Source organism: Hydrogenophaga intermedia, assembly GCF_000723405.1.
Classification (GTDB): Bacteria; Pseudomonadota; Gammaproteobacteria; order Burkholderiales; family Burkholderiaceae_C; genus Hydrogenophaga; species Hydrogenophaga intermedia.
Genome location: NZ_CCAE010000003.1, coordinates 41,759 through 66,505 on the forward strand (window position 1 = coordinate 41,759; position 24,747 = coordinate 66,505).

Annotated in this window: 26 protein-coding genes; 6 read left to right on the top strand and 20 right to left on the bottom strand. The window is 69.7% G+C overall.

The features are described from left to right. Positions 1 to 84: 84 nt before the first annotated feature. The 9 genes from BN948_RS03085 to BN948_RS03125 form a co-directional block, all read right to left on the bottom strand. Positions 85 to 996: a mechanosensitive ion channel family protein gene (locus tag BN948_RS03085; protein ID WP_009516717.1), complete on the bottom strand. Its 912-nt coding sequence runs from the start codon at positions 994 to 996 to the stop codon at positions 85 to 87. Next, positions 993 to 2,387 carry an alpha,alpha-trehalose-phosphate synthase (UDP-forming) gene (otsA, locus tag BN948_RS03090; protein ID WP_009516718.1) on the bottom strand — a complete coding sequence of 465 codons (1,395 nt, stop codon included), beginning with the start codon at positions 2,385 to 2,387 and terminating at the stop codon, positions 993 to 995. Before otsA ends, BN948_RS03085 begins: the two co-directional genes overlap by 4 nt. Continuing rightward, entirely contained in the window at positions 2,384 to 4,207 is a 1,824-nt protein-coding gene (locus tag BN948_RS03095; protein ID WP_009516719.1) for a glycoside hydrolase family 15 protein, read from the bottom strand. The genes otsA and BN948_RS03095 overlap by 4 nt, the downstream gene beginning before the upstream one ends. Continuing rightward, positions 4,204 to 4,938 carry a trehalose-phosphatase gene (gene otsB / locus BN948_RS03100; RefSeq protein WP_009516720.1) on the bottom strand — a complete coding sequence of 245 codons (735 nt, stop codon included), beginning with the start codon at positions 4,936 to 4,938 and terminating at the stop codon, positions 4,204 to 4,206. Before otsB ends, BN948_RS03095 begins: the two co-directional genes overlap by 4 nt. 102 nt (positions 4,939 to 5,040) lie before the next feature. Next, a complete protein-coding gene (locus tag BN948_RS03105; RefSeq protein WP_009516721.1) occupies positions 5,041 to 6,231 on the bottom strand; it encodes a tRNA nucleotidyltransferase/poly(A) polymerase-related protein in 1,191 nt (396 codons plus the stop codon). Positions 6,232 to 6,289: 58 nt separating this feature from the next. Then, the gene (locus BN948_RS03110) at positions 6,290 to 6,988 is read right to left on the bottom strand and encodes a glutathione S-transferase family protein (RefSeq protein WP_009516723.1); all 699 of its coding nucleotides are present in this window, start codon (positions 6,986 to 6,988) and stop codon (positions 6,290 to 6,292) included. 112 nt (positions 6,989 to 7,100) lie between these two features. Then, entirely contained in the window at positions 7,101 to 7,412 is a 312-nt protein-coding gene (locus BN948_RS03115) for a metal-sensitive transcriptional regulator (protein WP_009516724.1), read from the bottom strand. Positions 7,413 to 7,513: 101 nt separating this feature from the next. Next, positions 7,514 to 8,467 carry a complex I NDUFA9 subunit family protein gene (locus BN948_RS03120; RefSeq protein WP_009516726.1) on the bottom strand — a complete coding sequence of 318 codons (954 nt, stop codon included), beginning with the start codon at positions 8,465 to 8,467 and terminating at the stop codon, positions 7,514 to 7,516. A 22-nt stretch (positions 8,468 to 8,489) separates the two neighbouring features. Then, the gene (locus BN948_RS03125; protein ID WP_035620409.1) at positions 8,490 to 10,490 is read right to left on the bottom strand and encodes a lytic transglycosylase domain-containing protein; all 2,001 of its coding nucleotides are present in this window, start codon (positions 10,488 to 10,490) and stop codon (positions 8,490 to 8,492) included. 51 nt (positions 10,491 to 10,541) lie between these two features. On the opposite strand from BN948_RS03125, the gene BN948_RS03130 reads away from it, so the two are divergent. Further along, positions 10,542 to 11,192 (top strand): 5-formyltetrahydrofolate cyclo-ligase, encoded by a 651-nt coding sequence (locus BN948_RS03130; RefSeq protein ID WP_009516728.1) that lies wholly within the window; start codon positions 10,542 to 10,544, stop codon positions 11,190 to 11,192. Positions 11,193 to 11,198: 6 nt separating this feature from the next. On the opposite strand, the gene BN948_RS03135 is transcribed toward BN948_RS03130, so the two are convergent. Further along, entirely contained in the window at positions 11,199 to 12,107 is a 909-nt protein-coding gene (locus tag BN948_RS03135; protein WP_009516729.1) for a DMT family transporter, read from the bottom strand. Positions 12,108 to 12,114: 7 nt separating this feature from the next. Then, positions 12,115 to 13,140 (bottom strand): LysR substrate-binding domain-containing protein, encoded by a 1,026-nt coding sequence (locus BN948_RS03140; protein ID WP_009516731.1) that lies wholly within the window; start codon positions 13,138 to 13,140, stop codon positions 12,115 to 12,117. 114 nt (positions 13,141 to 13,254) lie between these two features. On the opposite strand from BN948_RS03140, the gene BN948_RS03145 reads away from it, so the two are divergent. Further along, positions 13,255 to 13,716: a DUF2917 domain-containing protein gene (locus tag BN948_RS03145; RefSeq protein ID WP_009516732.1), complete on the top strand. Its 462-nt coding sequence runs from the start codon at positions 13,255 to 13,257 to the stop codon at positions 13,714 to 13,716. Here the strand turns inward: BN948_RS03145 and BN948_RS03150 are convergent. After that, positions 13,702 to 14,076, bottom strand: a complete 375-nt coding sequence (locus tag BN948_RS03150) for a TfoX/Sxy family protein (protein WP_009516733.1) — start codon at positions 14,074 to 14,076, stop codon at positions 13,702 to 13,704. The genes BN948_RS03145 and BN948_RS03150 overlap by 15 nt on opposite strands. 34 nt (positions 14,077 to 14,110) lie before the next feature. Here BN948_RS03150 and BN948_RS03155 point away from each other — a divergent pair, with 34 nt between their 5' ends. The 3 genes from BN948_RS03155 to BN948_RS03165 all read left to right on the top strand — a co-directional run bounded on the left by BN948_RS03155 (position 14,111) and on the right by BN948_RS03165 (position 17,169). Next, the gene (locus BN948_RS03155) at positions 14,111 to 14,722 is read left to right on the top strand and encodes a TetR/AcrR family transcriptional regulator (protein WP_009516734.1); all 612 of its coding nucleotides are present in this window, start codon (positions 14,111 to 14,113) and stop codon (positions 14,720 to 14,722) included. A gap of 84 nt (positions 14,723 to 14,806) precedes the next feature. Continuing rightward, positions 14,807 to 15,787: an MBL fold metallo-hydrolase gene (locus BN948_RS03160; RefSeq protein WP_009516735.1), complete on the top strand. Its 981-nt coding sequence runs from the start codon at positions 14,807 to 14,809 to the stop codon at positions 15,785 to 15,787. A gap of 131 nt (positions 15,788 to 15,918) precedes the next feature. Next, entirely contained in the window at positions 15,919 to 17,169 is a 1,251-nt protein-coding gene (locus BN948_RS03165; RefSeq protein ID WP_009516737.1) for an anion transporter, read from the top strand. 4 nt (positions 17,170 to 17,173) lie between these two features. On the opposite strand, the gene BN948_RS03170 is transcribed toward BN948_RS03165, so the two are convergent. From BN948_RS03170 to BN948_RS03195, 6 genes are all read right to left on the bottom strand, one after another. After that, a complete protein-coding gene (locus tag BN948_RS03170) occupies positions 17,174 to 17,923 on the bottom strand; it encodes an amino acid ABC transporter ATP-binding protein (protein ID WP_009516739.1) in 750 nt (249 codons plus the stop codon). Beyond that, entirely contained in the window at positions 17,910 to 18,560 is a 651-nt protein-coding gene (locus tag BN948_RS03175) for an amino acid ABC transporter permease (RefSeq protein ID WP_009516741.1), read from the bottom strand. The genes BN948_RS03170 and BN948_RS03175 overlap by 14 nt, the downstream gene beginning before the upstream one ends. Beyond that, positions 18,553 to 19,227, bottom strand: a complete 675-nt coding sequence (locus BN948_RS03180; protein ID WP_009516742.1) for an amino acid ABC transporter permease — start codon at positions 19,225 to 19,227, stop codon at positions 18,553 to 18,555. Before BN948_RS03180 ends, BN948_RS03175 begins: the two co-directional genes overlap by 8 nt. Before the next feature lie 32 nt (positions 19,228 to 19,259). Then, complete coding sequence (locus BN948_RS03185) at positions 19,260 to 20,066, bottom strand: transporter substrate-binding domain-containing protein (protein WP_009516743.1); 807 nt, start codon at positions 20,064 to 20,066, stop codon at positions 19,260 to 19,262. Then, entirely contained in the window at positions 20,063 to 20,794 is a 732-nt protein-coding gene (locus tag BN948_RS03190; RefSeq protein ID WP_009516745.1) for a GntR family transcriptional regulator, read from the bottom strand. The genes BN948_RS03185 and BN948_RS03190 overlap by 4 nt, the downstream gene beginning before the upstream one ends. A gap of 127 nt (positions 20,795 to 20,921) precedes the next feature. Then, a complete protein-coding gene (locus BN948_RS03195; protein ID WP_009516746.1) occupies positions 20,922 to 21,830 on the bottom strand; it encodes a DUF6279 family lipoprotein in 909 nt (302 codons plus the stop codon). Between BN948_RS03195 and glmU the strand changes: the two genes are divergently transcribed. After that, positions 21,829 to 23,229 carry a bifunctional UDP-N-acetylglucosamine diphosphorylase/glucosamine-1-phosphate N-acetyltransferase GlmU gene (gene glmU, locus BN948_RS03200; RefSeq protein ID WP_035620411.1) on the top strand — a complete coding sequence of 467 codons (1,401 nt, stop codon included), beginning with the start codon at positions 21,829 to 21,831 and terminating at the stop codon, positions 23,227 to 23,229. The genes BN948_RS03195 and glmU overlap by 2 nt on opposite strands. 32 nt (positions 23,230 to 23,261) lie before the next feature. Here glmU and BN948_RS03205 read toward each other — a convergent pair whose 3' ends face one another. Next, positions 23,262 to 24,005, bottom strand: a complete 744-nt coding sequence (locus BN948_RS03205; RefSeq protein ID WP_035620413.1) for a DUF2726 domain-containing protein — start codon at positions 24,003 to 24,005, stop codon at positions 23,262 to 23,264. 151 nt (positions 24,006 to 24,156) lie between these two features. Further along, positions 24,157 to 24,648 carry an Lrp/AsnC family transcriptional regulator gene (locus BN948_RS03210; protein ID WP_009516749.1) on the bottom strand — a complete coding sequence of 164 codons (492 nt, stop codon included), beginning with the start codon at positions 24,646 to 24,648 and terminating at the stop codon, positions 24,157 to 24,159. Between the last annotated feature and the right edge of the window lie 99 nt (positions 24,649 to 24,747).

The following is a 24,747-nucleotide window of genomic DNA, read 5'->3' on the forward strand; positions in this document are numbered from 1 at the left end:
ACGGCCAACGCCGTCTGGAAATCTTGCGTGCCCTACTCGGGCAATCGCACCGGGGCGGGCGCACGCCCTGCCTCGGCCTTGGCGTCAGCGCGTGGCTGCCGCGGCCGCCGCCTCGCGCAGGCTGGCCGCGTTGGCGGCCTCGGCGTCGGCGTGCACCGTGAGGTTGGGGTAGGGCAGGCGGATGCCGCGCTCGACGAAGGCGCCCTTGAGCCGGCGCAGGAACTCGCGCTTGATGCCCCACTGCTCGATGGGCAGCGTGCGGAAGCGGCAGCGGATCACCACCGAGGCGTTATCCCAGCGCTCCACGCCGGCCACCTCCAGGTCGGCCAGGATGCGCGGGCCGAAGGCCTCGTCGGCCCGCAGCTCGGCCGCCACGTCGCGGATCACCCCGACCACGGCGTCCACGTCCTCGTGCACCGAGACGGCGACGTCGCAGACCGCCTGGCTGAAGCCGCGCGTCATGTTGATGACGGTGGTGATGTGGCCGTTGGGCACGTAGTGCACGTTGCCGTCGTAGTCGCGCAGTTGCACGTAGCGCAGCGTCACCTCTTCCACCACGCCCGAGTGGCTGCCGAGCTGCACCACGTCGCCCTGGCGGATCTGGTTCTCCAGCAACAGGAAGAAGCCGGTGAAGTAGTCCTTCACCAGGCTCTGCGCGCCAAAGCCCACGGCCAGGCCGACGACACCGGCCGCGCCGAGGATGGGTGCGACCGACACGCCCAGTTCGCCCAGCACCAGCATGCCCGCGACCAGGCTGACGACGACCACCACCAGGTACCGAAACACGCGGCTGAGTGTCTCGGCGCGCTTGAAGGCCTCGCGGTCGTCGTCGAGCTGACCGGCCACGCGGTCGCGCAACAGCCGGATGGCGCGCTGGGCGATGCCCACCACCACCCAGGCCAGGACCAGGATGAGCACGATGCGAAGCCCGCTGGTGGCCAGGCTGCCCAGTCCCTGCCACCAGCCGGTGGCGACGTCGATGAGGTTCTCGTTCATGGTTCTTTCTCCGTTTCCTGTGTCGCTTGCAAGGCGCGCAGAAAGCGCTCGCGCCACCAGTGCACGTCTTGCGCGCGCAGTCGCGCCAGCAGGGCCTGGTGGCGTTGCTGGCGCTCGGCCAGGGGCATCTGCAACGCGCGCTGAATGGTTTCGGCCGTGCGCGCCGTGTCGTAGGGGTTGACCAGCAGGGCTTCTTTCATCTGCTCGGCGGCGCCCGCGAAGCGCGAGAGCACCAGCACCCCGGGGTCGTCCGGGTCCTGCGCGGCCACGTACTCCTTGGCCACCAGGTTCATGCCGTCGCGCAGCGGCGTGACCAGCGCCACGGCCGCCGCGCGGTACAGGGCTGGCAGGCGCTTGCGCGCCACGTTGCGGTGGATGTAGCGCAGCGGCATCCAGTCCAGTTCACCGTGCTCGCCGTTGATGGCGCCCGACAGGCTTTCCAGCTCGGCGCGCAGCGCGGCGTAGGCGTCCACCGATTCGCGGCTGGGCGAGGCGATCTGGATCAGCGTGGCGCTGCCCTGGTTCTCGGGGTAGTTCTGCAACAGGGTGCGAAAGGCCTTGAGCCGCTGCGGCAGGCCCTTGGAGTAGTCCATGCGCTCCACGCCCACCAGCAGGCGGCGGCGTGCGTAGTCGCTGCGCAACTGCGTGAGCATGTCGCGCGCGTCCTTGCCTTCGGCCAGGGCCTGGAATTCGTCCACGTCGATGCCGATGGGGAAGGCCTGCACCTGCAGGGTCTTGCCGAAGGCGCGCCAGCCGTGCTGCCCCACCCACTGCGCCTGCAGTTCGTCGCTGGCGTAGCGCTCGAAGTGCGTCACGTCGGCCTGGCTCTGGAAACCGACCAGGTCGTAGGCGAAGAGCGAGCGCATGAGCCAGTCGTGCTCGGGCAGCGCGGCCAGGATCAGCGGCGGCGGCAGCGGCACGTGCAGGAAGAAGCCGATGCGCTGTTCGCAGCCCATGGCGCGCAGCTCCGCCGCCAGGGGGATGAGGTGGTAGTCGTGCACCCAGACGATGTCGTCGGGCCGCAGCAGGGCCTTGAGCTTCTGGGCGAAGAGCTGATTCACGCGCCGGTAGCCCGCGATGCCGCCGCTGTCGAAGTCGGCCAGGTCGAGCCGATAGTGCAGCACCGGCCACAGCACGCCACTGCTGTAGTTAAGGTAATAGCTGTCGTGGTCCTCGCGGCTGAGGTCCAGGGTGACCAGTTGCACCGCGCCGGCCTGCTGCTGGGTCACTTCGCCCTGACCCGGCGTGCCGTCCTCCACGATGCGCCCGCTCCAGCCGAACCACATGCCGCCGCTGGCTTCCAGTGCCTGGCCCAGCGCCACGGCCAGGCCGCCCGCCGCGGTCTTGCGCGGGTCGGCGATGCGGTTGGAGACGACGACCAGGCGGCTCATACCACGGAGTCCCAGTGAGCCGACAGCCGAACGGCGGCGTTGATCAGGCCCACCATCGAATAGGTTTGCGGGAAGTTGCCCCACATCTCGCCGGTGGTGGCGTGCGTGTCCTCCGACAGCAGGCCCAGCGGGTTGCGCACGGCGAGCATGGCCTCGAAGACCTCGCGCGCTTCGCGCACGCGCCCGGTGCGCGCCAGCGCGTCGATGCGCCAGAAGGTGCAGATGTTGAAGGCCACTTCGGGCTTGCCGAAGTCGTCGGGGGCCTCGTAGCGGCGCATGTAGGGGCCGTCGCACAGGTGGGTTTCCAGCGCGTGCAGCGTGCTCATGAAGCGCGGGTCCTTCGGGTCGATGAAGCCGATCTCGGCCATGAGCAACACGCTGGCGTCCAGGTCGCGGCCACCGAAGCTCTCGGCGAAGGCCTGGCGCTCCTCGGACCAGGATTCCCGCAGGATGCGCTCGCGCATGGCGGCGGCGTGTTCGCCCCAGTAGGCAGCGCGCTCGGGCAGGTGCAGGGTGCGCGCGATCTTGGCCAGGCGGTCGCAGGCGGCCCAGCTCATCAGGGCGGAGGAGGTGTGCACGCGCATGCGGGTGCGCAGCTCCCACATGCCGGCGTCGGGCTGGTCGAAGACGCGCCGCGCTTCTTCGCCCATGGCTTCCAGCCGCTCGAACTCCGCCCGGCCGGGCCGGTGCAGCAGGCGGTGGTCGTGAAAGGCCTGTGAGGCGGCGAGAACGATGTTGCCGTACACGTCGTGCTGGAACTGTTCGTGCGCCTGGTTGCCCGCGCGCACCGGGCCCATGCCGCGGTAGCCCGGCAGGGAAGGAACGACGCGTTCCGGCAAATGGCGTTCCAGCCCCACGCCAAGCAGAGGTTGCAAATGCCCGCTGCCCGCACGCGCACTGCCGACCACGGCGTCCTGCAGCCAGCGCAGGTAGTCCTCCATGGTGCCGATCTCCGACAGGCTGTTGAGCGCGCGCACCACGAAGAAGGCGTCGCGCAGCCAGCAATAGCGGTAGTCCCAGTTGCGTTCGGTGTGCGCCGCTTCAGGGATGCTCGTGGTCATGGCGGCGACGATGGCGCCGGTGTCCTCGAACAGCGAGAGCTTGAGCGTGATGGCCGCTCGGATCACCGCGTCCTGCCATTCCAGCGGCAGCGCCAGGCGCTGGCTCCAGGTGCGCCAGTAGGCGCGTGTTTCCTGCTCGAAGTGGCGGGCCACGTCGCTCACGCTGCCGGCGATGGTCTCGTCGGGACCGAGCAGGAAGTTGTGCTCATGCACCAGCAGGAAGGGCTCGCCCGAGAGCACGTGGCTGATGGGCGCGTCGGTATAGAGGCGCAGCGTAAGGTGGTCGCCCACGTAGCGCACGTGGTTGCTGCCCGAGGTGATGGTCGGCGTTTGCGCGCCCCATTCGAAGCGCGGTGCCAGGTGCACGCGGATGCGCGGCGTGCCCTTGAGCGCGCGCACGCGCCGCGTGATCTGCATCGGCCGGAAGAAGCGCCCGCGCGAGGCGAAGCGCGGCGCGAAGTCGGTCACCTGCAGGCCCTGGCCGTGGCGGTCCCACAGTTCGGTCACCAGCACGGCGGTGTTGGGCTCGTAGCGCTGGCGCGTCTCGGCCAGATCCTCGAGTTCGATGGCCCAGGAGCCGCTGGCGCCATCGGCACCGCCCAGCAGGGCGCAGAACACCGGGTCGGCGTCGAAGCGCGGCATGCAGCTCCACACGATGCGCGCGCGCGAATCGATCAGCGCGCTGATGGTGCAGTTGCCGATCACACCCATGTGCAGCGAGGCCGGCTCGGGCGATGCGAATCCGCTGGCGGGGGTCATGGCTTCACCTCTTCGATTTGTTGTCTCAACCAGTCGCGCAAGACTTGCGGGCTGTCGCAGCGCAGGCGCGCGATGCTCGGCCCATTGCCCACTTTCACGCCCTCGCCGCCGTGCGATTGCACCACCGCGAAGCCATCCTCGTCCGTCACGTCGTCGCCCGCGAACACGGGCCGTCGGCCCACGAACGGCGGTTCGCGCATGAAGCAGTCGATGGCCGCGCCCTTGCTGGTGTGCGCGGCCTTCACCTCGACCACGGCCTTGCCGTGCAGCAGGCGCAGGCCGGGGTGCTCGGCCACAGCCTGCTCGAGCAGGTCCACGCAGGCCGGGCCCAGCTCGGGCGCCAGGCGGTAGTGCAGGGCCAGCGCGGTCTGCTTGACCTCCAGCAGCAGTGCCGGGTGGCGGGCGGCAAAGGGCTGCACCGCCATCACCACCGGGCCCAGGTCGGGCGTCACGGCGAGCCGGTCAACGCCATCGGCGCCCACGCGCAGCGCGCCGTGCTCGAAGGCGCCGGGCCAGTGCTGCACCGGCAGCCAGCGCTGCAGGTCGCCCCGCGCGCGGCCGGTGATCAGCGCGAGCGCACCCCCCAACCGCTCGTGCAGCGCATCGAGCAGGCTCGGCAAATCGGGAGGGATCCGCACCGCATCGGGTCGGCTGGCCAGTTCGGCCAGGGTGCCGTCGAAGTCCAGAAACAGTGCCGACCCGTGGGCCGACAGAGTGGGCAGCGTCGTCATCAGCCCGCGACCGTACCCCAGGCCGTGCCCGCAGGGCAAGTCGTGGCGGCTTTGTCCCAGCCGCCGGGTGAGGGACTGCGCTGTCGCTTGACGCGGGCGGCTTCAGTCGTTCCAGATGTCGCAGCGCAACAAATGCTTGAGGCGAGCGGTGTGTAGGCGCTCACCTATCTGCTCGCCCTGCGCGCCATCGGCCTGGGCCTCACGCACCGCGGCGGCGGAATCGAAGGTCATCAGGGCTTGCAGCGCGCGCTCCAGGCGCCGGGTGCTGCGCCGCACCGTCGCGCCCCCATCGGCGTCGCCCAGCGCTTCGCCGTCGATCAGCTGGAGCAGCTCGCGACAGCGCGCGGGCTTGCGCAGCGCGTCGCAGCGCTGCAGGCGCCGCAGCGCCTCGGCGGCATCGAGCGCCTCGGGCGCGGGCCAGTCGGCGCGCTCGCGCTGCGCGAGCAGGGCCAGTTCCTGCAGGGCATTGGGCACGCGCCAATGCGCGCCCAGGGCCTGCTGAGCCGCGCCGTCCAGTCCCGCCACAAGCCAGGCCCAGCGCACCGGCAGCGGCGCACCGGTGAACAGGGGATGGGCGTCGGTTTCGCCGGGCAGGCTGAGGGGCAGCGCATCGACCTGCGCGCGCACGGATGCTGGCAGCAAACGGGGCAGGGCGCCGCAGTCGCGCAGCGTCTCGACCATGCGGCCGGGCCGCGCTTCCATCAAGCCGCGCGAGAGCTCTTGCCACACGCGCTCCGGCACCAGGTGGTCGACCTCCCCGCGCTCGACCATGGCGCGCATCAGCGCCTCGGTTTCGGGCGCAATGCCGAAGCCCGGCCAGCGCGCACGAAAACGCGCCAGCCGCAGGATGCGCACCGGGTCCTCGGCGAAGGCCTCGGTGACGTGGCGCAGCGTGCGCGCGCGCAGGTCGGCCAGTCCGCCCCAGGGGTCGATCAGCGGGGCGCTTTCCGGGTGGGCGGCATCTTCGGCGGCCACCGCCATGGCGTTGATGGTGAGGTCGCGGCGCGCCAGGTCCTGCTCCAGCGTGACCTCGGGCGCGGCGTGGAAGGCGAAGCCGTGGTAGCCAGGTGCGGTCTTGCGCTCGGTGCGCGCCAGCGCGTGTTCCTCGCGTGTCTGCGGGTGCAGGAAGACGGGGAAGTCGCGCCCCACGGGCTCGTAGCCTTCGGCCGCCATGGCCTCGGGCGTGGCGCCGACGACGACCCAGTCGCGGTCGGCCTGTGCGGGGGCTGGCAAGCCCAGCTCACGCGCCATCAGGGCGTCGCGCACCGCGCCGCCCACCAGATAGATCTGCATGCAGCGAGTGTAGGTGGCAGGGGTGCGCCCCCCGCGCCGCGCGGGTGGCTGTTTCGTATCAGCGTGTCGCCGGGCGCAAGCGGTAGGGCTCGTCGAAGTCGATGAAATCGCGCTCCGCGAGCGCGTCGTCGATCCAGGCTTTCACGCCGGGCAGCGCGAGCACTCGATCGACATAGGCGCGCACGGGGGCGGACACGGGAAGCGCGTAGGTGCGGATGCGCGTGCACACCGGCGCGAAAAAGGCGTCGGCGATGGTGAACTGGCCGAACAGCAGACCGTCCGCGGGCTGCGCGGCGAGCAGCTCGCCCCACATGGACTCGAGGCGGGCCACGTCGGCCCGCAGGCCGGCCTGGTCGCGCCAGAGCAGGGCTCCCGTGTCGGGCAGCGAGGCCTCGATGTTCATGGGGCAGTGGTTGCGCAGCGCCGAAAAGCCGCTGTGCATCTCGGCGCAGACGCTGCGCGCGCGGGCGCGCTGGCGTGCATCGGCCGGCCAGAGCTGCTTGTCGGGGAAATGTTCGGCCAGGTACTCGGCAATGGCCAGGGAGTCCCAGACCGCGAAGCCATCGTCGACCAAGGCCGGCACCTTGCCGAGGGGGTTGACGGCTTTGGCGCGCTGCTTGAACACCGAGTCCGCTTCGAAGGAGTCGAAGCGGATCAGGACCTCTTCGAAGGGGATGCCGGCCTGGCGCATGAGCACCCAGGGGCGCATGGACCAGGACGAGTAATTCTTGTTGCCGATGAACAGTTGCAGGGGCATGGGAGGTCTCCGTGAGAAGACCGCATCCTAGGCCCGCGCGGTGCCGCGATCGATGCGAAAGAAAGGCCCGATGGATGCGGGCCTTTCATGAATGCTTTGGTCTGCGGATCGCTCAGGCGTATTTTTCGAGGATGCGCGTGGAGCGTTCCACGTCGCGCATGGCCGAACCTTCCACGGCGGATTCGGCCACGGCCTCCATCAGCGAGCAGGCCATCATGCGGTAGAAGGCCTTGTCCATGGCCTTGCGGGCGGCGGCCATCTGCTGGGCCACCTCCTCACAGGAGCGCTCGGTCTGCACCATGTCGATGAGCCCGCGGATCTGCCCCTCGATGCGCTTGAGGCGGTTGACCACGTCGCGCTGGCTCTCGTTGCGCGGCAGGCTGGCGTGGCGGGGAGTTTGCGAAAAGCCGTCGTACTGGGTCATGGTCCACCTATCAGTGAAAGGTACTCATTTCGGAGGCGCGAGTGTGCCCCGAAACACCACCCCCGTACGGTTCGGCGGGTGCGATCGTGATCAAGATCCGATCAACGTCGTGCCTGCTTCCGCAAATGCAGTAGCCGGGTGCGCGCATTGCGCTCGCCCAGGTACGCCGGCGCGATGGCGTGCACGCTGGACGGCGTGATGCCCAGGCTGTCCAGGCCGGGCAGCGCGCCGCTGGCCACGTTGGGCACCGACAGCGAGGCGACGTTGTCGCGGCTCATGAGCGGTTCGCCGGGTAGCAGCTCCAGCAAGGCGGCTTGCCAGCGACCCACCGACAGTGGCAGGCTGATCACCGGGCGCTCGGCGCCGCTGAGCCGGCCCGCCAGTTGAACCAACTCGCGCAGGCTGAGCACCTCGGGCCCCGCGCATTCGATGGTGCGGCCGATGCTGGCGCGCCCAAGCGCGTCGTCACCCAGGCAGACCGCGATCGCCTCGGCCACGTCTTCCACCCACACGGGTTGCAGGCGCGCGTCGGCGCCGGCCAGCGGCATGACGGGCGAGAACCGCTGCAGCCGCGCGAACAGGTTGAGGAAGTGGTCGCCCCGGCCGAAGATGACGCTGGGCCGCAGCAGGGTGAGCGACAGGCCCGTGGCGCGCAGCACCTCTTCGCCGCGCGCCTTGCTGCGCTGGTACATGGAGGGGGCGTCGGCGGACGCGCCCAGCGCGCTGACGTGCACCAGCCGGCAGGCCGCGTCGGCCAGGCAGGCCTCGGCGATGGACAGGGGCAGCTCCACGTGCACGCGCTCGAAAGCCTCTTCATTGCCGTGCAGGATGGCCACGAGGTTGACCACCGCGTCCTGCCCTTCCATGAGGCGCAGCAGTTGCCGTGGGTCGTGCACGTCGGCCTGCACCACGGTCACGCGCGGCAGGGGCAGCACGGCGTTGGCCTTGGCGATCTGGCGCGTGGGCACCGTGATGTGCCAGCCGCGCCGCTGGAGCTTTTCGCAGACGTGGCGGCCGACGAAGCCGGTGCCGCCGAGCACGAGAACCTTCTTCATGGCGCCTCCTGTTGCGTCTGGTTCAGGGCAGTTCGGTGTTCTCCGCCGGGGCTGCCCCGCTGCGCGGGCCCACGGTGCCCAGCCGCTGGCGCAGCGACTGCGGCGCGCCGCTCATGAGCGCCGCGTAGTTCACGGTGTTGGTCAGCACGCGCTGCACATAGTCGCGCGTTTCCTCGAAGGGGATGTTCTCGGCCCAGATTTCGCCGGGAAGTACGGGCCCGTTGCGCCAGGCTCGAGCGCGCGAAGGACCGGCGTTGTACGCCGCAGCGGCCAGCGGCAGGGAGCCCTCGAAGTCGTCGAGCGCGAACTTGAGGTAGGCGGTGCCGATCTGGATGTTGGTGTCGCGCTCGTTGATGTGGTGCGGGCGGAAGTCGCTCAGTCCGATCTTGCGCGCCGTCCAGCGCGCGGTCGCGGGCATCACCTGCATGAGGCCGGAGGCGCCCACCTGCGAGCGCGCCTCCACCACGAAGCGGCTTTCCTGGCGGATGAGGCCGTAGACGTAAGCCGGGTCGAGGCCGATGTCGCGCGTGCGCGCCACCACCTGCTCGCGATGCGGCGTGGGGAAGCGCTGCTGCATGTCGATGGCCTCGCGCGTGCGCTGGCTGGTGTTGATGCAGCGGTCCCACAACTGTTCGCGGCAGGCCAGGTCGGCGGCGGCGAGCAGCTCGCGGTCGGGCATGCCGCCGGGCGTGTGCAGGGCCACCTGGTAGTTCCACTCGCGCACGCCCTCGCCGCGCAGGCCCAGGCGCATGGCCGCGAGCGCGCGGCGCAGGCCGGGGTTCTGCTCGGCGGCGCGGCGCTCCTCGGCCGTCAGCGGCTCGGGCGGCGTGGGCGCCACGATCGGCAGGCCCAGCGACTCCATGGCCAGCATGCCGTGGAAGTCGCGCGGCGAGGCGATGGTCTCGTAGATCTCGCGCGCCTGGGCGCGCGCCACGGCGGCGTCGGGCTCCTGCAGGGCCTCGATCGAGCGCGCGCGCCAGTAGGTCCAGCCGATCTCGCTGCGCTGCGCGGGGCTCATGGCGTAGATGGCGTCGCGCACCGCGTCCCAGCGGCCCAGGCGCAGGCCGGCGCGCGCCATCCAGGCCAGGTGGTCGTCGGTCATGAAGCGCAGTTCGCCCTTGGTGAAGTACGACAACGCTTCGGCTTGCAGGCGCTGCGCCGACCGCTTGCCTATCACGCCCCAAAGCCAGCCGCGCTCCTCGGCCGTGAGCTGGGCGCGCCACTTGAGGCTGTCGAGCTCGTCGGCCGCCAGCACCGGGTCCTGCGAGGCCAGGCGGATGATGGCCAGCGTGACCAGTTCCTTGGTGCGGGGGCGGATGGCGGTGATCTTGTCGTCCAGGTACTTCGCGGGGTTGGCCGCGATGGCGTCCACCGTGGGCACCGAGGCGGGCTCCACCAGCCCCACGGCCTGGCTGGCCGCGCGGCTGCGGCCCACTTCCATCATGAGTCGAGCGCGCAGCCAGGCCACGGCGGGCCGCAGGTGGCCGCTGGCCAGCAGGGCTTGGGCGGCCGTGGCGCAGCCGTCGTCCACGTCGCGCTGCGCCAGCCAGAGTTCGCGCACGCGTTCGGCCGCCACTTCGGGCGGCAGTCGGCTGCCGGCGGCGTCCAGCATCACCGTGTAGCAGGTGACCTGGCGGTCGTCGTTCATGCGGAACAGCGGACGCTCAACCTCGAAGCGCGCCCAGTCGCGGTTCTTGCCGAGTTGCAGCAGCCAATCGTTGCGCAGGCGGTCTTCCCAATAGGTGCCGGCCATCGCGTCCAGCGCGGCGCGGATCTCGGTGGCGGGCGCCGTGTCCAGGCGCGCGCGCATCTCCCAGTAGCGGGCCAATGGCTCCAGCACGTGGCCGCGCGCGGTGGGCAGCAGGCGGGAGAGTTCGCTGGCCTGGCCGCGCCGGGCGGCCTCGCTCATGGACAGCAGGGTCTGGTCGGACGCGGCGGTCTGCGCCCACGCCAGGGAAGGCAGCAGCAGCGCCGCCATAATGAGCCGCGCCCCTTGAACGGGGCGGGCCGCGAAACGCGCCATCCAGCGCCTGCGAAATCCCTGCATATCGACCTTCGTGACGTACAGCCGATTATGGACAGCAACGACGGCCAGAGTTCCCCTCCACCCGCGAACAAGACGGCCGGCGGCACGCCCGGCGAACAGAAGGCGCAGTGGCGCAAGTCGCTGGTAGACAAGCGCCAGCGGCTCGGCGATCGGCTCTGGCGCAATGACCAGTTGCAGCGCGTGATGCGCGTGTGGCTGGTCAACCGGCCCGACACCGTCATCGGCGCCTACTGGCCCATCAAGGGCGAGTTCGACCCGCTGCCCGCGCTGTTCCGCTGGCAGGAGGCGGGGCTGGAGGAGGACGCGCAGGGCCAGCAGCGCCACCGCCGCATTGGCCTGCCGGTGGTCAACAAGATCGACAAGACCCTGACTTTCTACACATGGTACCCGGGCTGCCCGATGGAAGAGGACGCCTACGGCATCCCGAAACCGAAAGACACCGAGATCGTGCAGCCCACGCTGATCTTCGTGCCTTGCGTGGGCTATGGGCCCGGTGGTTATCGACTGGGTTACGGCGGCGGCTTCTACGACCGCACCCTGGCCACGCTGCAGCCCAAGCCCTTCACCGTCGGCCTGGGCTACGACTTCGCCTTCCTGCCCATGCTGCGGCCCGAGCCGCACGACGTGCCGCTGGACGCGGTGCTGTGCGACAAAGGGGTCGCCTGGCCCGTGGCGTGATTTGTTTCAGGGGTGCTCCGCGCTGGCGTGCACCTCGCTGATGCGTCGCTCGCGCCGGATCAGGTAGAGCCCGCTGCCCACCACGATGGCCGCGCCCAGCCAGGTGTGCGGGCCCGGCAGGGCCTGCCAGATCAGCCAGTCCAGTCCCAGCCCCCAGGCGAGCGCGCTGTACTCGAACGGCGCCACGATGGAGGCTTGCCCGTGGCGGAAGGCCTCGGTGATGGCGAGCTGGCCGCAGAAGCCAGTGATGGCCAGCGCCAGCAGCAGCGGCAGGTCGGCACGCGCGATGGGCAGCCAGTTCGGCAGCGCCAGCAGGCCCGCGCCCACGGCCATGGACAACATCATGGTGAGGATCAGCGACTCGCTCGTGTCCGTGCGGCTGGCCAGGCGGCCCGCCACGGCGGCCACGGCGTAGCACAGCGCCGCGCCCAGGATGGCCAGGCCACCCGCCGTGACCAGGCCGGTCTGCAGGTCCGCGCCGCTGGGGCGCAGGGCGATGAGGATCCCCAGAAAGCCCACCGCAATGGCCCACCAGTGCGCGGCCGGCACGCGCTCCTTGAGCACCGGTACCGACAGCGCCGTGATCAGCAGCGGCGCGATGAAGAACAGCGTGTACGCGGCCGACAGCGGCAGGGTGCGCACGCCCATGGTGAACAGCGTGAGCATGACGATGCCCAGCACGCCGCGCAGCGCGTGCAGCGGCCATCGCGCGCGCAGCACCGTGTGCCAGGTGCCGCGCCAGGCGATGTAGACCAGCACCAGCGGCAGCGCGGTGAGGCCGCGCAGCGCGGCGATCTGCAACGCCGGGTAGCGCGCCGCCAGCGTCTTGAGCACCGCGTCCATGAGCGCGAAGAAGCCTACGGCGATGAGCATGGCGACGATGCTGCGCAGGTTGCCTTTGCTGAGTGAGGACATGTGTGGGTCAGTCAATCTGATCGACGGTGTCGGGATCCGGCACGTCGCCAATGGCCTCGCGTGTGGCGGCGGCCTGGCCCAGCAGCCAGTCGGCGAAGGCCTTCACCTCGGGCCGGTGCTCGCTGCGGGGCGCCATCACCAGCCAGTACACCAGCGGGGAGTCGATGCGCGCGTGCGGCAGCGGCTCGACCAGCGCGCCGCTGGCGAGGTTTTCCGCCACCAGCGGCAGGCGCGCCAGCGCCACGCCCTGGCCGATGACGGCGGCCTGCACGATCTGCTGCGCGTAGTTGAAGTACAGCCAGCGCTGCGGGTTCAGGCGCGGCTTGCTGCTGGCCGCCTTGCGCCCGCGCGGCGCGGGCTCGGGGCCCGCGAAATGGTCCAGCCAGCGCTGCCATGTGAGCCACTCCAGGTGGCGCGTGCGGTGCGCGTCACCCGCTTCGATGAGCGAGCAACTCGCCAGGTCTTCGATGCGGCGGATGGGGTGGCTTTGCAGCAGCCAGGGGCTGGCCACGGGCGTGAGTTTTTCACCGAAGAGGCGGACCGCGCCCGGAGGCACGGCCTGCGGCACGGCGTAGCGCAAGGCCATGTCCACGTCGGCCGTGGCCAGGTCCACCGCCGAGTCGGTGGCGTCGATGCGGATGTCGATGTCGGGGTGGTCGCGCTGGAAGGCCTCCAGGCGCGGGATCAGCCACATCGACGCGAACGACGCCCAGGTGGTGATGGCCACGCTCTTGCGCCCCGCGCTCTGGCGGATCTGGCGCACCGTGTTGTCCACGCGCTCCAGCGCCGTGCCGGCGGCGCGCAGCAGCATGGAACCCGCGCTGGTGAGCTCCACCGCGCGCGTGTGGCGCAGGAACAGCGAGGCGCCCACCTCGTCCTCCAGCGACTGGATCTGTCGGCTCACCGCACTTTGCGTGAGCGACAGCTCCTCGGCCGCGGCGCGGAAATTCAGGTGCCGCGCCACCGCCTCGAAGGCGCGCAGGTGGCCCATGCCGATGGGCCGGGTGCGGGGGTGGCGGGGTGTCAGGCTCATGACGATTGATGCGGTGGGCGAATCAATAGCTTAGCCGGCTTTCATTGGACGTGTTGCGCGCCAGGCCCGACGATGACATCCGCGCCACTACCCCCTGGTGCATGGAGAAACCCCATGGAAACCCGTTCCGATTCGGCATCAACCTCCTCGCGTCGCGGCTTCGTCGTCGGCGCCCACCGGGCCATCAGCCTGCGTCCCGCCGAAGACAGCCGCCTCATCGTCACCACCGGCCGCGCCTGGGTCACCCTCAACCTGCCGCACCAGCCCGACGGCCTGGGCGACCACGTGCTGGGCACCGGCGAATCGCTGTTCGTGCCGGCCGGCGCCCACCTGGTGATGGAGCCCTGGATCCGCGGCGAGGCGCTGCGTTTCGACTGGAGCGTCATCCCGCAGGCCGAGGCGAGCCCGCAGCGCTTCTCGCGCGAGGTGGTCGCGCCATCGCGCGAACTCGCCACCGCGCTGGGCCAGGCCATGCTGGCCTTCGGGCGCCTGTTGCGCGGCGTGCTCGGCTACACCGAGTTTCTCGTCGCCGGCCGCGGCCGCGTGCTCTCGCGCTTCGAATCAAACCCGCCTTGAGGTTTTCTTCGGGGCCTTCTTGCGCGGCGCGCGCGCGGCCACCGCGGCCTGCAGCGCCAGCCGCGCCCAGGGCTGCATGAGCGCGGGCGACTCCATCGCCTCCTCGGGCGCCGTGAAGTAGTTCAGGCGCATCGCCTTGCCCTTGGCCTCGTAGATGAAGGGGCGGCAACCCGCCATCAGCCACTGCGGTTCGGTCTCGGCATTGGCCTTCAGGTACAGCGTGTTCCAGGCGATCAGCCCCAGGTTCATGCCGTCCACCGACAGCCCCCAGCCCCCGAACATGCGCCGCGCCACCACGTGGCCCAGCGGCGACAGCAGTTCGCAGGCGTGTTCGACGAGGGGATCGGGGGCGGTGGGCATGGGCGGATGAGAAGGTGGGAGGCAGAATCCTCGCATGGCCCGACCGAAGTCCGCTACCCATGACCTCAAACGCGACGAGATCCTCGACGTCGCCGCCCAGTGCTTCGCCCGCCAGAGCTTCCCGGCCGCGAGCATGAACGACATCGCCAAGGCCTGCGGTACCAGCAAGGCGCGGCTGTACCACTACTACGAGAGCAAGGAAGCGATCCTGTTCGACCTGCTGGACCGCTACACCCAGCGCCTGCTCGCCCTCATCGGCGAGGCCGAAGGCCGGGCCCAGCGCAAGAACCTGTCGGAACGCGACGCCCTGAGCGAACTGGTGCGCGCCTTCCTGGCCGAATACGAAACCAGCGCCACGCGCCACGCGGCCCTGGTGTCAGACACCAAGTTCCTCGGCCCCGCGCAGCGCGAGCAGGTGGTCAACCGCCAGCGCGACGTGGTGGCCGCCTTCACCCGCTTCATCAAGCGCGCCTACCCCGAGCGCGTGACCCCCACCAACCAGGCCGCGCTGACCATGATGCTGTTCGGCATGATCAACTGGACCTTCATCTGGCTGCGCCCCGGTGGCCCCATGAGCTACGCCGGCTTCGCCGAAGAGGTGGTGGCGGTGCTGGAGGGCGGCCTGGCCGGCCGTCGGCCCGAGTGAGATGAAGGGGATTTCAGGCGTTTACCTATATGAAACGAATTTCGATTAGTTAAAATTCCAGCTTCCCCACCGGAGACAGACCCCATGAGCAAAGCCTTCGCCTCCCAAGCCGACCTGCAGGACAAGAAGATCACCTTCGAACAGCTCAGCCCGCATTGCTGGGCCTACACCGCCGAAGGCGACCCGAACTCGGGCGTCATCATTGGCGAGAAGTTCATCATGGTCAGCGATGCCACGGCCACCCCCGCCATGGCGCAGGACCTGATCGCGCGCATCCGCGAGGTCAGCGACAAACCCATCAAGTACGTGCTGCTCACCCACTACCACGCCGTGCGCGTGCTGGGTGCCAGTGCTTACATGGCTGAAGGCGCCACCGAAGTCATCGCCAGCCGCGGCACCTACGAGCTCATCGTGGAGCGCGGCGCCGAAGACATGCAGAGCGAGATGGAGCGCTTCCCGCGCCTGTTCCGCGGCGCCGACAGCGTGCCCGGCCTGACATGGCCCACCCTGGTCATCGGCGACGGCACCCCTGGCCGCCAGGGCTCGCTCACCGTCGACCTGGGCGGTGTGAAGGTCGAGATCTGGCACCCCGGCCAAGGCCACACGCGCGGCGACACGATCGCCTGGGTGGAAGACGAGAAGGTGCTCTTCAGCGGCGACCTGGTCGAGTACGAGGCCGGCGTCTACACCGGCGACGCCCAGCTCGAGGAATGGCCCGCCACGCTGGAAGCCCTGCGCGCGCTCAAGGCCGAGGCCATCGTGCCCGGCCGCGGCGAGGCCATGAAAGGCAACGCCGACGTGAACAAGGCGCTGGACTACACCAAGCGCTGGGTCACCACCCTGTTCCAGGCCGGCAAGGAAGCCGCCTCGGCGGGCATGGACCTGAAGGCCGCCATGGCCCACACCCGAAAGAGCATGGACCCGGTCTTCGGCCACGTGTTCATCTACGAACACTGCCTGCCGTTCGACGTCAGCCGCGCGTACGACGAGGCCAAGGGCATCAAGAACCCGCGCATCTGGACGGCCGAGCGCGACAAGGAGATGTGGGCGGCCTTGCAGGCCTGAGCGCGCAGCGGGCAGGCCTACAAGCCACAGCGGCCTTGCAGGCCTGAGCGCGCCGCCCGTCTTCGGGCGCCGCCCTTTGAGAAGCCGCCTTCGGGCGGTTTTTTGCTGCCCACCGCTACGATGCGCGCTCCATGCCCTCGACCGATCCCATGATCCACGCCGCCGCCGACTGGGCCGTCATCGTCGTCTTCGGCGTGGTCTACCTGGGCATGTTCCTGGGCGGCCTGCCGCGCCTGCGGCTCGACCGCTCGGGCGTGGCGCTGCTGGGCGCCGTGGCCGTGATCGCGATCTCCGGCATGGGCGTGGTCGAGGCGGCCGAGGCCATCGACCTGCCCACCATCCTGCTGCTGTTCGCCTTCATGGTGATCTCGGCGCAAATGCGCCTGGGCGGCTTCTACGCCGCCGTCACGCGCCGCGTGGGCGAACTGCCACTGCCGGACGCCGCGCTGCTGGCCGCGCTCATCGCCGTGGCGGCGGTGCTGTCGGCCGTGTTCTCCAACGACGTCGTCTGCCTGGCCATGACACCCATCGTGGCGCGCCTGTGCCTGCGCCGCGGCACCAACCCCTTGCCCTTCCTCATCGGCCTGGCTTGCGCGGCCAACATCGGCTCGGCCGCCACGCTCATCGGCAACCCGCAGAACATGCTGATCGGCTCGGTCATGCGGCTCGACTTCGCCGGCTACGCGCGCGCGGCGCTGGTGCCGGTGCTCATCAGCCTGGTGCTGCTGTGGGGCTGGCTGGTGTGCGTGCCGCATGAGCGCCTGGAGCCGCTGCCGCCCAGGGACCGGCGCTCCGAGGACCCGCCGCTGGACGTGTGGCAGACGACCAAGGGCCTGGTGGTGGCGGGCGCGCTGATGGGCCTGTTCCTGTTCCGCGACGGCCCGCACGAGGTGATGGCCCTGGTGGGCGCGGCGCTGCTGCTGCTCAGCCGTCGCCTGGCCTCCGCCGAGTTCATGAAGCTGGTGGACTGGCCGTTGCTGATCCTGTTCATGGGCCTGTTCGTGGTCAACCACGCCTTCGAGCAGACCGGCCTGGCGACCCAGGCGGTGGCCTGGCTGGCCGGGCAGGGGGTGCACCTTGCCGACCCGGGACCGCTGATGGTGGTGGGCGTGGCGCTGTCCAACCTGGTGTCCAACGTGCCGGCGGTGATGCTGCTGTTGCCGCACCTGTCGGGCGAGCCAGGGGCCGGTGTGCTGCTGGCGCTGGTGACCACCTTCGCTGGCAACCTGCTGCTGGTGGGCTCCATCGCCAACCTCATCGTGGCCGACCTGGCGCGCGCCCAGGGCATCGTCATCGACTGGAGGCGCCACGCCACCGTGGGCGTGCCGGTGACGCTGCTGTCGCTGGGCGTGATCTGGATCTGGCTGCGCTGGGGTGGCTGATTCTTCAGTGCACCGACGCCAGAAACTGCTGGAGTTCTGGCGTGGCCGGATGGCCGAACAACTGCTCCGGGGGCCCCATCTCGTGCACGCGCCCCTGGTGCATGAAGATGACGCGGTCACTCACCTTGCGCGCGAAGTTCATCTCGTGCGTCACCATCAGCAGGGTCATGCCCTCGTTGGCCAGCGACTCCACCACCTGCAGCACCTCGCCCACCAGCTCCGGGTCCAGTGCGGAGGTGATCTCGTCGCACAGCAGCACGCTGGGCTGCATGGCCAGGGCGCGCGCGATGGCCACGCGTTGCTGCTGGCCGCCAGAGAGCTGCTCGGGATAGGCGTCGAACTTGTCGGCCAGGCCCACGCGCGCCAGCAACTGCTTCGCGCGTTCGATGTTCAGGGCCTCCTGCGTCTTCTTCACCAGCGAGGGCGCCAGCATCACGTTGCGGCCCACGCTCAGGTGCGGGAAGAGGTTGAAGTTCTGGAAGATCATGCCCACGTGCTGGCGCAGCTCGCGCATGGCGGCCGCGTCCTGGTGGCGCAGGGGTTGGCCGTCCACCGTGAGCGTGCCCGACTGGAACACCTCCAGCCCGTTGATGCAGCGCAAGAGCGTGCTCTTGCCCGAGCCGCTCTTGCCGATGATGGCGATCACCTCGCCACGCTTCACTTTCAGGTCGATGCCCTTGAGCACCTCGTTGGCGCCATAGGCCTTGCGCAGTGCGCCGATGTCGACGATGGCGTGGGGTTCAGCGGCGGACATTCAGTTTCCTTTCGAGCGCGCGGGCGTAGAGGCTCACGGGGAAGCACAGCGCGAAGTACATCAGCGCCACGCAGCTGTAGACCAGGAAGGGCGCGAAGGTGGCGTTGGTGATCATGGTGCCGGCCTTGGTGAGTTCCACGAAACCGATCACCGAGGCCAGCGCCGTGCCCTTGATGACCTGCACCAGGAAACCCACCGTGGGCGCGATGGCGATGCGCCGGGCCTGCGGCAGGATCACGTGGCGCAACTGCTCGCCGAAGCTCAGCGCCAGGCTCTGCGCGGCCTCCCACTGGCCCTTGGGCACGGCCTCCACGCAGCCGCGCCAGATCTCCACCAGGAAGGCGCTGGTGTAGAGCGTGAGCGCGAGCGAAGCCGCCACCCAGGCCGAGGTGTCGAAGCCGAACAGCGCCAGACCGAAGTAGGCGAGGAACAGCTGCATGAGCAGTGGCGTGCCCTGGAAGAGCTGCACGTAGCCTTTCACGAACGCGGTGGCGCCGGGCCAGCGCGCGGTGCGCGCGACCAGCAGCAAGAGCCCGACGAGGCCGCCTCCGATGAAGGCGATGAGCGAGAGCACCACCGTCCAGCGCGCGGCCAGCAGCAGGTTGCGCACGATGTCCCATAGCGAGAAATCAACCACGGCGGCCTCCGCCGAAGATGAAACGGGGACCGGCCCAGCTGAGCAGGGCACGCACCGCCACCGACAGCAGCAGGTACAGCGCGGTGGCCACGATGAAGGCCTCGAAGGCGCGGAAGTTGCGGCTCTGGATCAGGTTGGCCGCGTAGCTCAGCTCCTCGGTGGCGATCTGCCCGCACACCGCCGAGCCCAGCATCACGATGATGATCTGGCTGGTCAGTGCGGGCCAGACCTTGCGCAGCGCCGGCGGCAGCACCACGTGCACGAAGGTCTGCGCGCGCGACAGCGCCAGGCTGGCCGCGGCCTCGAACTGGCCTCGCGGCGTGGCCTCCACGCCGGCGCGCACGATCTCGGCCGCGTAGGCGCCGAGGTTGATCACCATCGCGATCACCGAGGCCAGTTCGGGCGTGAGCTTCACGCCCGCCGCCGGCAGGCCGAAGAACACGAAGAACAGTTGCACGATGAAGGGCGTGTTGCGGATCAGCTCCACGTAGGTGGCGGCCAACCAGCCCAGCGCCGCCGGCCCCTCGGTGCGTGCCCAGGCGCAGGCCACGCCCAGCGCCACGCCCAGCACGGCCGACACCGCGGTGAGCCCGAGCGTCCAGGCCATGCCCTTGAGCAGCAACGGCCACTGCGCGAGCACGGCCCAGAAGTCGAGTTCGATGCCCATGGTGGCGATGCCTGCGGCGTGGACTCAGGGCCTCACTCGGGCAGCGTGCCGGCCGGGCGGCCCAGCCACTTCTTCGCCAGCGCGTCGAGTTCGCCCGCTTTCTTGGCCGCGAGCACGATCTCGTTCACCTTGGTGCGCAGCGCGTCCTCGCCCTTGGCCGCGCCGATGAAGTTGGGGCTGTCCTTCAGCAGCAGCTTGTACTCGGCGCCCAGGGCCGGGTTGCGCTTGATCATGTTGTCGGCCACGGACACACCGGTGGCGATGAACTGCGTCTGGCCCGACACGAAGGCCGAGACCGTGGCGTTGTTGTCCTCGAAGCGCTTGATGTCGGTGTTGACGGGCGCGACCTTGCTGAGCTCCTGGTCTTCGATGGCGCCGCGCGTGACGGCGACGCTCTTGCCACCCAGGCCGTTGAAGTCGGCCAGCGCCGCGCTCTTCGGGCCGTACACGGCCTGGAAGAAGGGCGAGTAGGCGACGGTGAAGTCGATCACCTTCTCGCGCTCGGGGTTCTTGCCGAGCGTGGAGATCACGAGATCGGCCTTCTTCGTCTGCAGGTAAGGGATGCGGTTGGCACTGGTCACCGGCACCAGCTCCACCTTCACGCCGAGCTTGGCGGCGATCAGGTTGGCCGTGTCCACGTCCAGGCCCTGGGGCTTGAGGTCGATGCCGACGAAGCCGTAGGGCGGGAAATCGGTGGGCACGGCGATCTTGATCAGCTTGGCCTTCATCACGCCGTCGAGCGCGGTCTGCGCGTGGGCGTGACCGGCGACGACGGTGGCGGCCAGGGACGCGGTGAGCAGGACGAGGCGGCCAAGGGTGCGGCGTGTGGCGAGGGTCATAGCAGGGCTCCTAGGTAGGTTTCGTGGTCGGGGGAGGAAGGGGATTCGGGCGCGCGTGCCGCGCGCACGGGCGCCAAGGCGTCGCGCAGGTCGGCCAGGGGGTCGTTGGGGGTGCTCAGGCGCAGGGCCGCCTGCACCTGGCCGATGTGGTCTTCCATCAGCCGCTCGGCGGCGGCCACGTCGCCGCGCTCCAGGGCTTCGACGATCCGCACGTGCTCCGCGCAGGACTGCACGGCGTCGTGCGTGCTCTGGTAGAGCATGGCAATAAGCGTGGTGCGCGCGGTGAAGTCGCGCAGGGTCTCGGCCAGCAACTGGTTGCCCAGGCATTCGGCCAGGCACACGTGGAAATCGCCCAGCAGGTAGCTGCGCTGGCCCACGTCATCGCCCTTGAGGGCGGCCTGCTCCTGGCGGATGTGCTGGCGCAGGCGCTTGAGCGCGGCCTTGTCCACGTGGCCGTTGCGGCGGATCAGGCCCGTCTCGATCACGCGGCGCGCCTCGAAGGCCTCGCGCGCCTCCGCGTGCGAGGGCTGCACCACGTACCAGCCGCGGCGCGAACTCACCGTGACGATGCCGCGCGCGGCCAGGCGCACCAGGGCCTCGCGCACCAGCGTTCGGCTGCAGTCGAACAGCATCGACAGGTTCTGCTCGCCCAGGCGCGTACCGGGCGCCAGGCGCTGCGCCAGGATGGCGGCGACGATGCGCTGGGCGATGTCGGTGGAGCTGACCATGGCCTGTGCACATGCCAGATCCGTGCCATGGCCACATCAGTCTTGTATGCAAGCCTGGTGCACCGAGGCTGTGCACGCGCGTGCCGAGGCGGTGCGCGGCGCGCACCAGAAGGTGATGGCCTGAAGCTCAGCGCTGCGCGCTGAGCGTTTCCATGTCGCGCTGGTAGCCCTGCAGTTCGCGCACGGCGTTCTGGCGCTGCTCGGGCGTGGTGCTGTTGTGCAAGGCCGCGAACTGCTCGCAGCCGTGGCGCACGCTCGCCTCGCTCTGCGCCTGGTAGCCCGGCGTGGGCGAGCGCTGCAGGCGCTCCAGGTGGGCGCGCAGCGCGGGCCGGGCTTGCGCGGGCTCGGCCTGGACGCGGCGCAGGGTCTGCACCAGATCGGCCTGGCGGCGCTGGCGCTCGGCCTGCGTGCGCTGTGGGTCCCAGGGCGATTCGCTCAGCCAGCGGCGCAGCAGCTCGCGCTGCGGCGCACTGAGCGTGCCGTAGAAGCGCTCGCTGCGCGACACGGCGGTGTCCAGTCGGCGCTGCAGGCGCTGCTCGGGCGAGCCGCGCAGGAAGTCGCGCTCAAACTCCTCGTTGCTGCGCGCCTGGCGGCGCTGCAGGTGCTCCAGCTGCGCGGGGCTCAGCCCCGGCGCCAGGCGCGCGAAGGGATCGATCAGGCGCTCGCCCGTGGTGTTCAGGCGCGCGCGCACCGTTTCGAACTGCGCGCAGGCCTCGTCGGCGGTGAGATCGCGCATTGCCAGGCCTTGCCACTGGCGCAGCAGGTCCGCCACGGCGGGCAGCTCCTCGCGCCGGTGCCAGGCGAAGAAGGCGTCGATGTCACCGCGCACCTGGTCGGATTGCGCGTCGTCGAAGTCGAAGTGGCCGTCCAGCCACCAGTAGCTGAACTGGGGGGCCTGGTTGTAGGCGAAGCGCGCGGCGGTGCAGGCGGCCAGCAGCGCCGCCAGGGCGAGCACCAGCAAGGCGCGGGCGATAATCCGCCGCGTTCCGGCGCCGCCCCCCTGGCCGCGTTCGGTGTACGCGAAAGAGGTGTTCATGTCGTTACCGGTGGATGTGGTGGTGATGGCCGCGGGCAAGGGCACCCGCATGAAGAGCCAGCGGCCCAAAGTGTTGCACCGTCTGGGCGGCCGCGCGCTGGCGCAGCATGTGATCGATTGCGCCGCGGGGTTATCGGCCCGCTCGGTGGTGGTCATCACGGGCCATGGCGCGGCGCAGGTGGAAGCGGGGCTGAAGGCGCCCGCCACCACGGCGCTGCGCTTCGTGAGGCAGGAGCCGCAACTGGGCACTGGCCACGCGGTGCAGCAGGCGGTGCCGGTGCTGGCCGACGACGGCCTTACCCTGGTGCTCTCGGGCGACGTGCCGCTGACGCAGCCCGACACCCTGCAGGCGCTCATCGACCTGAGCGCGGGCGAGCACCTGGCCCTGCTCACGCTGGACCTGCCCGACCCCACGGGCTATGGCCGCGTGGTGCGGGACGCCGACGGCGCCGTGCGCGCGATCGTCGAGCACAAGGATGCCAGCGAAGCGCAACGCGCCATCACCGAGATCTACAGCGGCATCATGGCCGTGCCCACGCGCCTGCTGCGCGGCTGGCTCGCGCGGCTGGACAACCGCAACGCCCAGGCCGAGTACTACCTGACCGACGTGGTGAAGTTCGCCGTGGCCGATGGCTGCGCCGTCAGGGCCCACCGCATCAACGACGCCGTTCAGGTGGCCGGCGTGAACAGCCCGCAGCAACTGGCCGAACTCGAGCGCGCCTACCAGTTGCGGCTGGCGAATCGGTTCATGGTCGATGGCGTGCGCCTGGCCGACCCGGCGCGTTTCGACGTGCGCGGCGAGTTGGTCTGCGGGCAGGACGTGGAGATCGACGTCAACTGCGTCTTCGACGGCCGCGTCGAGCTCGGCGACGGCGTGCGCATCGGCGCCAACTGCGTCATCGCCAACGCACGCATCGAAGCCGGCGCGGTGATCCACCCCTTCACCCACATCGATGGCGAAGCGGCCGGCGTGCGCGTGGGCGCTGGTGCCCTGGTGGGCCCCTTCGCGCGCCTGCGCCCCGGTGCCGACCTCGGCGCCGAGGTGCACATCGGCAACTTCGTCGAGGTGAAGAACAGCACGATGGCCGCGGGCGCCAAGGCCAACCACCTGGCGTACCTGGGCGACGCCACCGTGGGCGAGCGCGTCAACTATGGCGCCGGCAGCATCACCGCCAACTACGACGGCGCCAACAAGCATCGCACCGTGATCGAGGCCGACGTGCACGTGGGCAGCAACTGCGTGCTGGTGGCGCCGGTCACCATCGGCGCGGGCGGCACCGTGGGCGCGGGCTCCACCATCACCAAGAGCACCGAGCCCGGGGCGCTGGCCGTGGCGCGGGGGCGGCAGGCCAGCATCGCGGGCTGGCAGCGGCCGCAGAAAAACAAGAAGGCCCCGTGAGGGGCCCTGTGTTCGCAAGGCGCTGAGTCGTCTCAGCGCCCGCCGCGCACGTCGAACGAGCTGCCGTCGTAGCGGCTGTCGGAGCTGCCGCCGCTGCGGCGCTTCTGCTCGCGCGGCTTGAGTTCGTCTTCCAGGTCCATCAGGCCGCTCAGGCCCAGCACCTCGGAGTCGCGGTAGCCCGAGCGCGCGTACTGGTGGTCGAAGCCCGACATCTGCGTCTCCAGTTGCTGCATCACGCTGTCGCGGTCGTCGGCAGGCTTGGTGACTGGGGCCTTGGGCTTGGGCAACTCCACCAGGTTGAGCTGCTCGCGAAACTCGGCCGGCGAGGGCATGCGGTGGATGCCGTTCTTCAGGAAGACGAAGCGCACGCCGGCCGTCTTGAGGATGCGGTTCTTCACCTTCACGCGCTGGGCCTTGGCCTCGGCGTTGCTCAGGTGGTACTGCTCGATGTCGAAGGCGAAGATGGGGCGGCCGTCGGGGGCGCACACCACGAAGTCCACGCGGTGCTCGCGCAGGCGCTCCTTGGCGGCCTTCTTGCTCGCGGCGCGTCGCACCGAGAGCATCTGGGCAAGGTTGATGTTGGGCAGTACCACCTGGCCAGGGAACGTGTCCTGCAAGTAGTCGAGCATGGCCACCTGTTCGGTCGAGAGGATGCGCTCAGGCGCAAAGCGGTCGTCGCGCCCGTCGTCTTGCGACCGCATGAACCGCAGGTAGAGCCAGACGCACAGCACCAGCACCACCGCGGCGATCACCGATCCGATCACCATCATGTCCATGAAACCTCCTGGAGAGCTGCCGCTTTTTTGAGCAAGCGGGCGATTGTATGAGGTTGTAACAAGCCTCGGGGCCCGTCAAGACCACGTCTCCCCAACGTTTGCAGAAGTGTGCGTTTGGCCATTCCGCAAGGGGACTATTTAAGCCATTCGGTCACTGCGATCGACTGAGCGGCATGCCGGGATGGAACTTGGCGCAACGGGTGCTGAAAAAACCCTTGACGTTTCGCACATTCGCGTCGCCGGTGAACAGGCGTTGGGTGAGCGCGAGGTAGTCGGGCATGTCGGTGCAGCGCACGATCAGCACGAAATCGGGCCCGGGGCTCACGCGGTAGCACTGCTGCACGCGCGGCTCGGCCACGGCCCGCGCCTCGAAGGCGTGCAGCGCGTCCGCGCCCTGGCGCTCCAGGCCGATTTCGACAATGGCGGTGAGTCCATGGCCCAACAGGGGAGCCAGGCGGTCGGCGTCCAGCAGCGCCACCTCACGCGCGATGAATCCGCGCTCGCGCAGGCGCTTGACCCGGCGCAGACAGGTGGGCGGCGAAAGGTGGGCCCGCTCGGCCAACGCCTGATTGCTCAGCGAGGCGTCCTGCTGCAGCAGATCAAGCAGGCGCAAGTCGGTGGCATCCAGTTCAAAATCTTCCATTAATCCATCTCATGTGAAATTATTGGTCTTCTACCACGGGTTCTGATTGGAAAAGTCATGCTTGAATGAATTTTGACCATTAATTTCATCCTGTGTTCA

Bases quoted from the DNA above. Each gene is read 5' to 3' on its own strand.
- otsB (WP_009516720.1), bottom strand. From the start codon at position 4,938: ATGACGACGCTGCCCACTCTGTCGGCCCACGGGTCGGCACTGTTTCTG.
- BN948_RS03095 (WP_009516719.1), bottom strand. From the start codon at position 4,207: ATGACCCCCGCCAGCGGATTCGCATCGCCCGAGCCGGCCTCGCTGCAC.
- BN948_RS03195 (WP_009516746.1), bottom strand. From the start codon at position 21,830: ATGAACACCTCTTTCGCGTACACCGAACGCGGCCAGGGGGGCGGCGCC.
- BN948_RS03110 (WP_009516723.1), bottom strand. From the start codon at position 6,988: ATGCCCCTGCAACTGTTCATCGGCAACAAGAATTACTCGTCCTGGTCC.
- BN948_RS03135 (WP_009516729.1), bottom strand. From the start codon at position 12,107: ATGTCCTCACTCAGCAAAGGCAACCTGCGCAGCATCGTCGCCATGCTC.
- BN948_RS03115 (WP_009516724.1), bottom strand. From the start codon at position 7,412: ATGACCCAGTACGACGGCTTTTCGCAAACTCCCCGCCACGCCAGCCTG.
- BN948_RS03155 (WP_009516734.1), top strand. From the start codon at position 14,111: ATGGCCCGACCGAAGTCCGCTACCCATGACCTCAAACGCGACGAGATC.
- glmU (WP_035620411.1), top strand. From the start codon at position 21,829: ATGTCGTTACCGGTGGATGTGGTGGTGATGGCCGCGGGCAAGGGCACC.
- otsA (WP_009516718.1), bottom strand. From the start codon at position 2,387: ATGAGCCGCCTGGTCGTCGTCTCCAACCGCATCGCCGACCCGCGCAAG.
- BN948_RS03085 (WP_009516717.1), bottom strand. From the start codon at position 996: ATGAACGAGAACCTCATCGACGTCGCCACCGGCTGGTGGCAGGGACTG.
- BN948_RS03130 (WP_009516728.1), top strand. From the start codon at position 10,542: ATGGACAGCAACGACGGCCAGAGTTCCCCTCCACCCGCGAACAAGACG.
- BN948_RS03190 (WP_009516745.1), bottom strand. From the start codon at position 20,794: ATGGTCAGCTCCACCGACATCGCCCAGCGCATCGTCGCCGCCATCCTG.
- BN948_RS03145 (WP_009516732.1), top strand. From the start codon at position 13,255: ATGGAAACCCGTTCCGATTCGGCATCAACCTCCTCGCGTCGCGGCTTC.
- BN948_RS03180 (WP_009516742.1), bottom strand. From the start codon at position 19,227: ATGGGCATCGAACTCGACTTCTGGGCCGTGCTCGCGCAGTGGCCGTTG.
- BN948_RS03170 (WP_009516739.1), bottom strand. From the start codon at position 17,923: ATGTCCGCCGCTGAACCCCACGCCATCGTCGACATCGGCGCACTGCGC.
- BN948_RS03125 (WP_035620409.1), bottom strand. From the start codon at position 10,490: ATGGCGCGTTTCGCGGCCCGCCCCGTTCAAGGGGCGCGGCTCATTATG.
- BN948_RS03140 (WP_009516731.1), bottom strand. From the start codon at position 13,140: ATGAGCCTGACACCCCGCCACCCCCGCACCCGGCCCATCGGCATGGGC.
- BN948_RS03150 (WP_009516733.1), bottom strand. From the start codon at position 14,076: ATGCCCACCGCCCCCGATCCCCTCGTCGAACACGCCTGCGAACTGCTG.
- BN948_RS03210 (WP_009516749.1), bottom strand. From the start codon at position 24,648: ATGGAAGATTTTGAACTGGATGCCACCGACTTGCGCCTGCTTGATCTG.
- BN948_RS03205 (WP_035620413.1), bottom strand. From the start codon at position 24,005: ATGGACATGATGGTGATCGGATCGGTGATCGCCGCGGTGGTGCTGGTG.
- BN948_RS03160 (WP_009516735.1), top strand. From the start codon at position 14,807: ATGAGCAAAGCCTTCGCCTCCCAAGCCGACCTGCAGGACAAGAAGATC.
- BN948_RS03165 (WP_009516737.1), top strand. From the start codon at position 15,919: ATGCCCTCGACCGATCCCATGATCCACGCCGCCGCCGACTGGGCCGTC.
- BN948_RS03185 (WP_009516743.1), bottom strand. From the start codon at position 20,066: ATGACCCTCGCCACACGCCGCACCCTTGGCCGCCTCGTCCTGCTCACC.
- BN948_RS03120 (WP_009516726.1), bottom strand. From the start codon at position 8,467: ATGAAGAAGGTTCTCGTGCTCGGCGGCACCGGCTTCGTCGGCCGCCAC.
- BN948_RS03105 (WP_009516721.1), bottom strand. From the start codon at position 6,231: ATGCAGATCTATCTGGTGGGCGGCGCGGTGCGCGACGCCCTGATGGCG.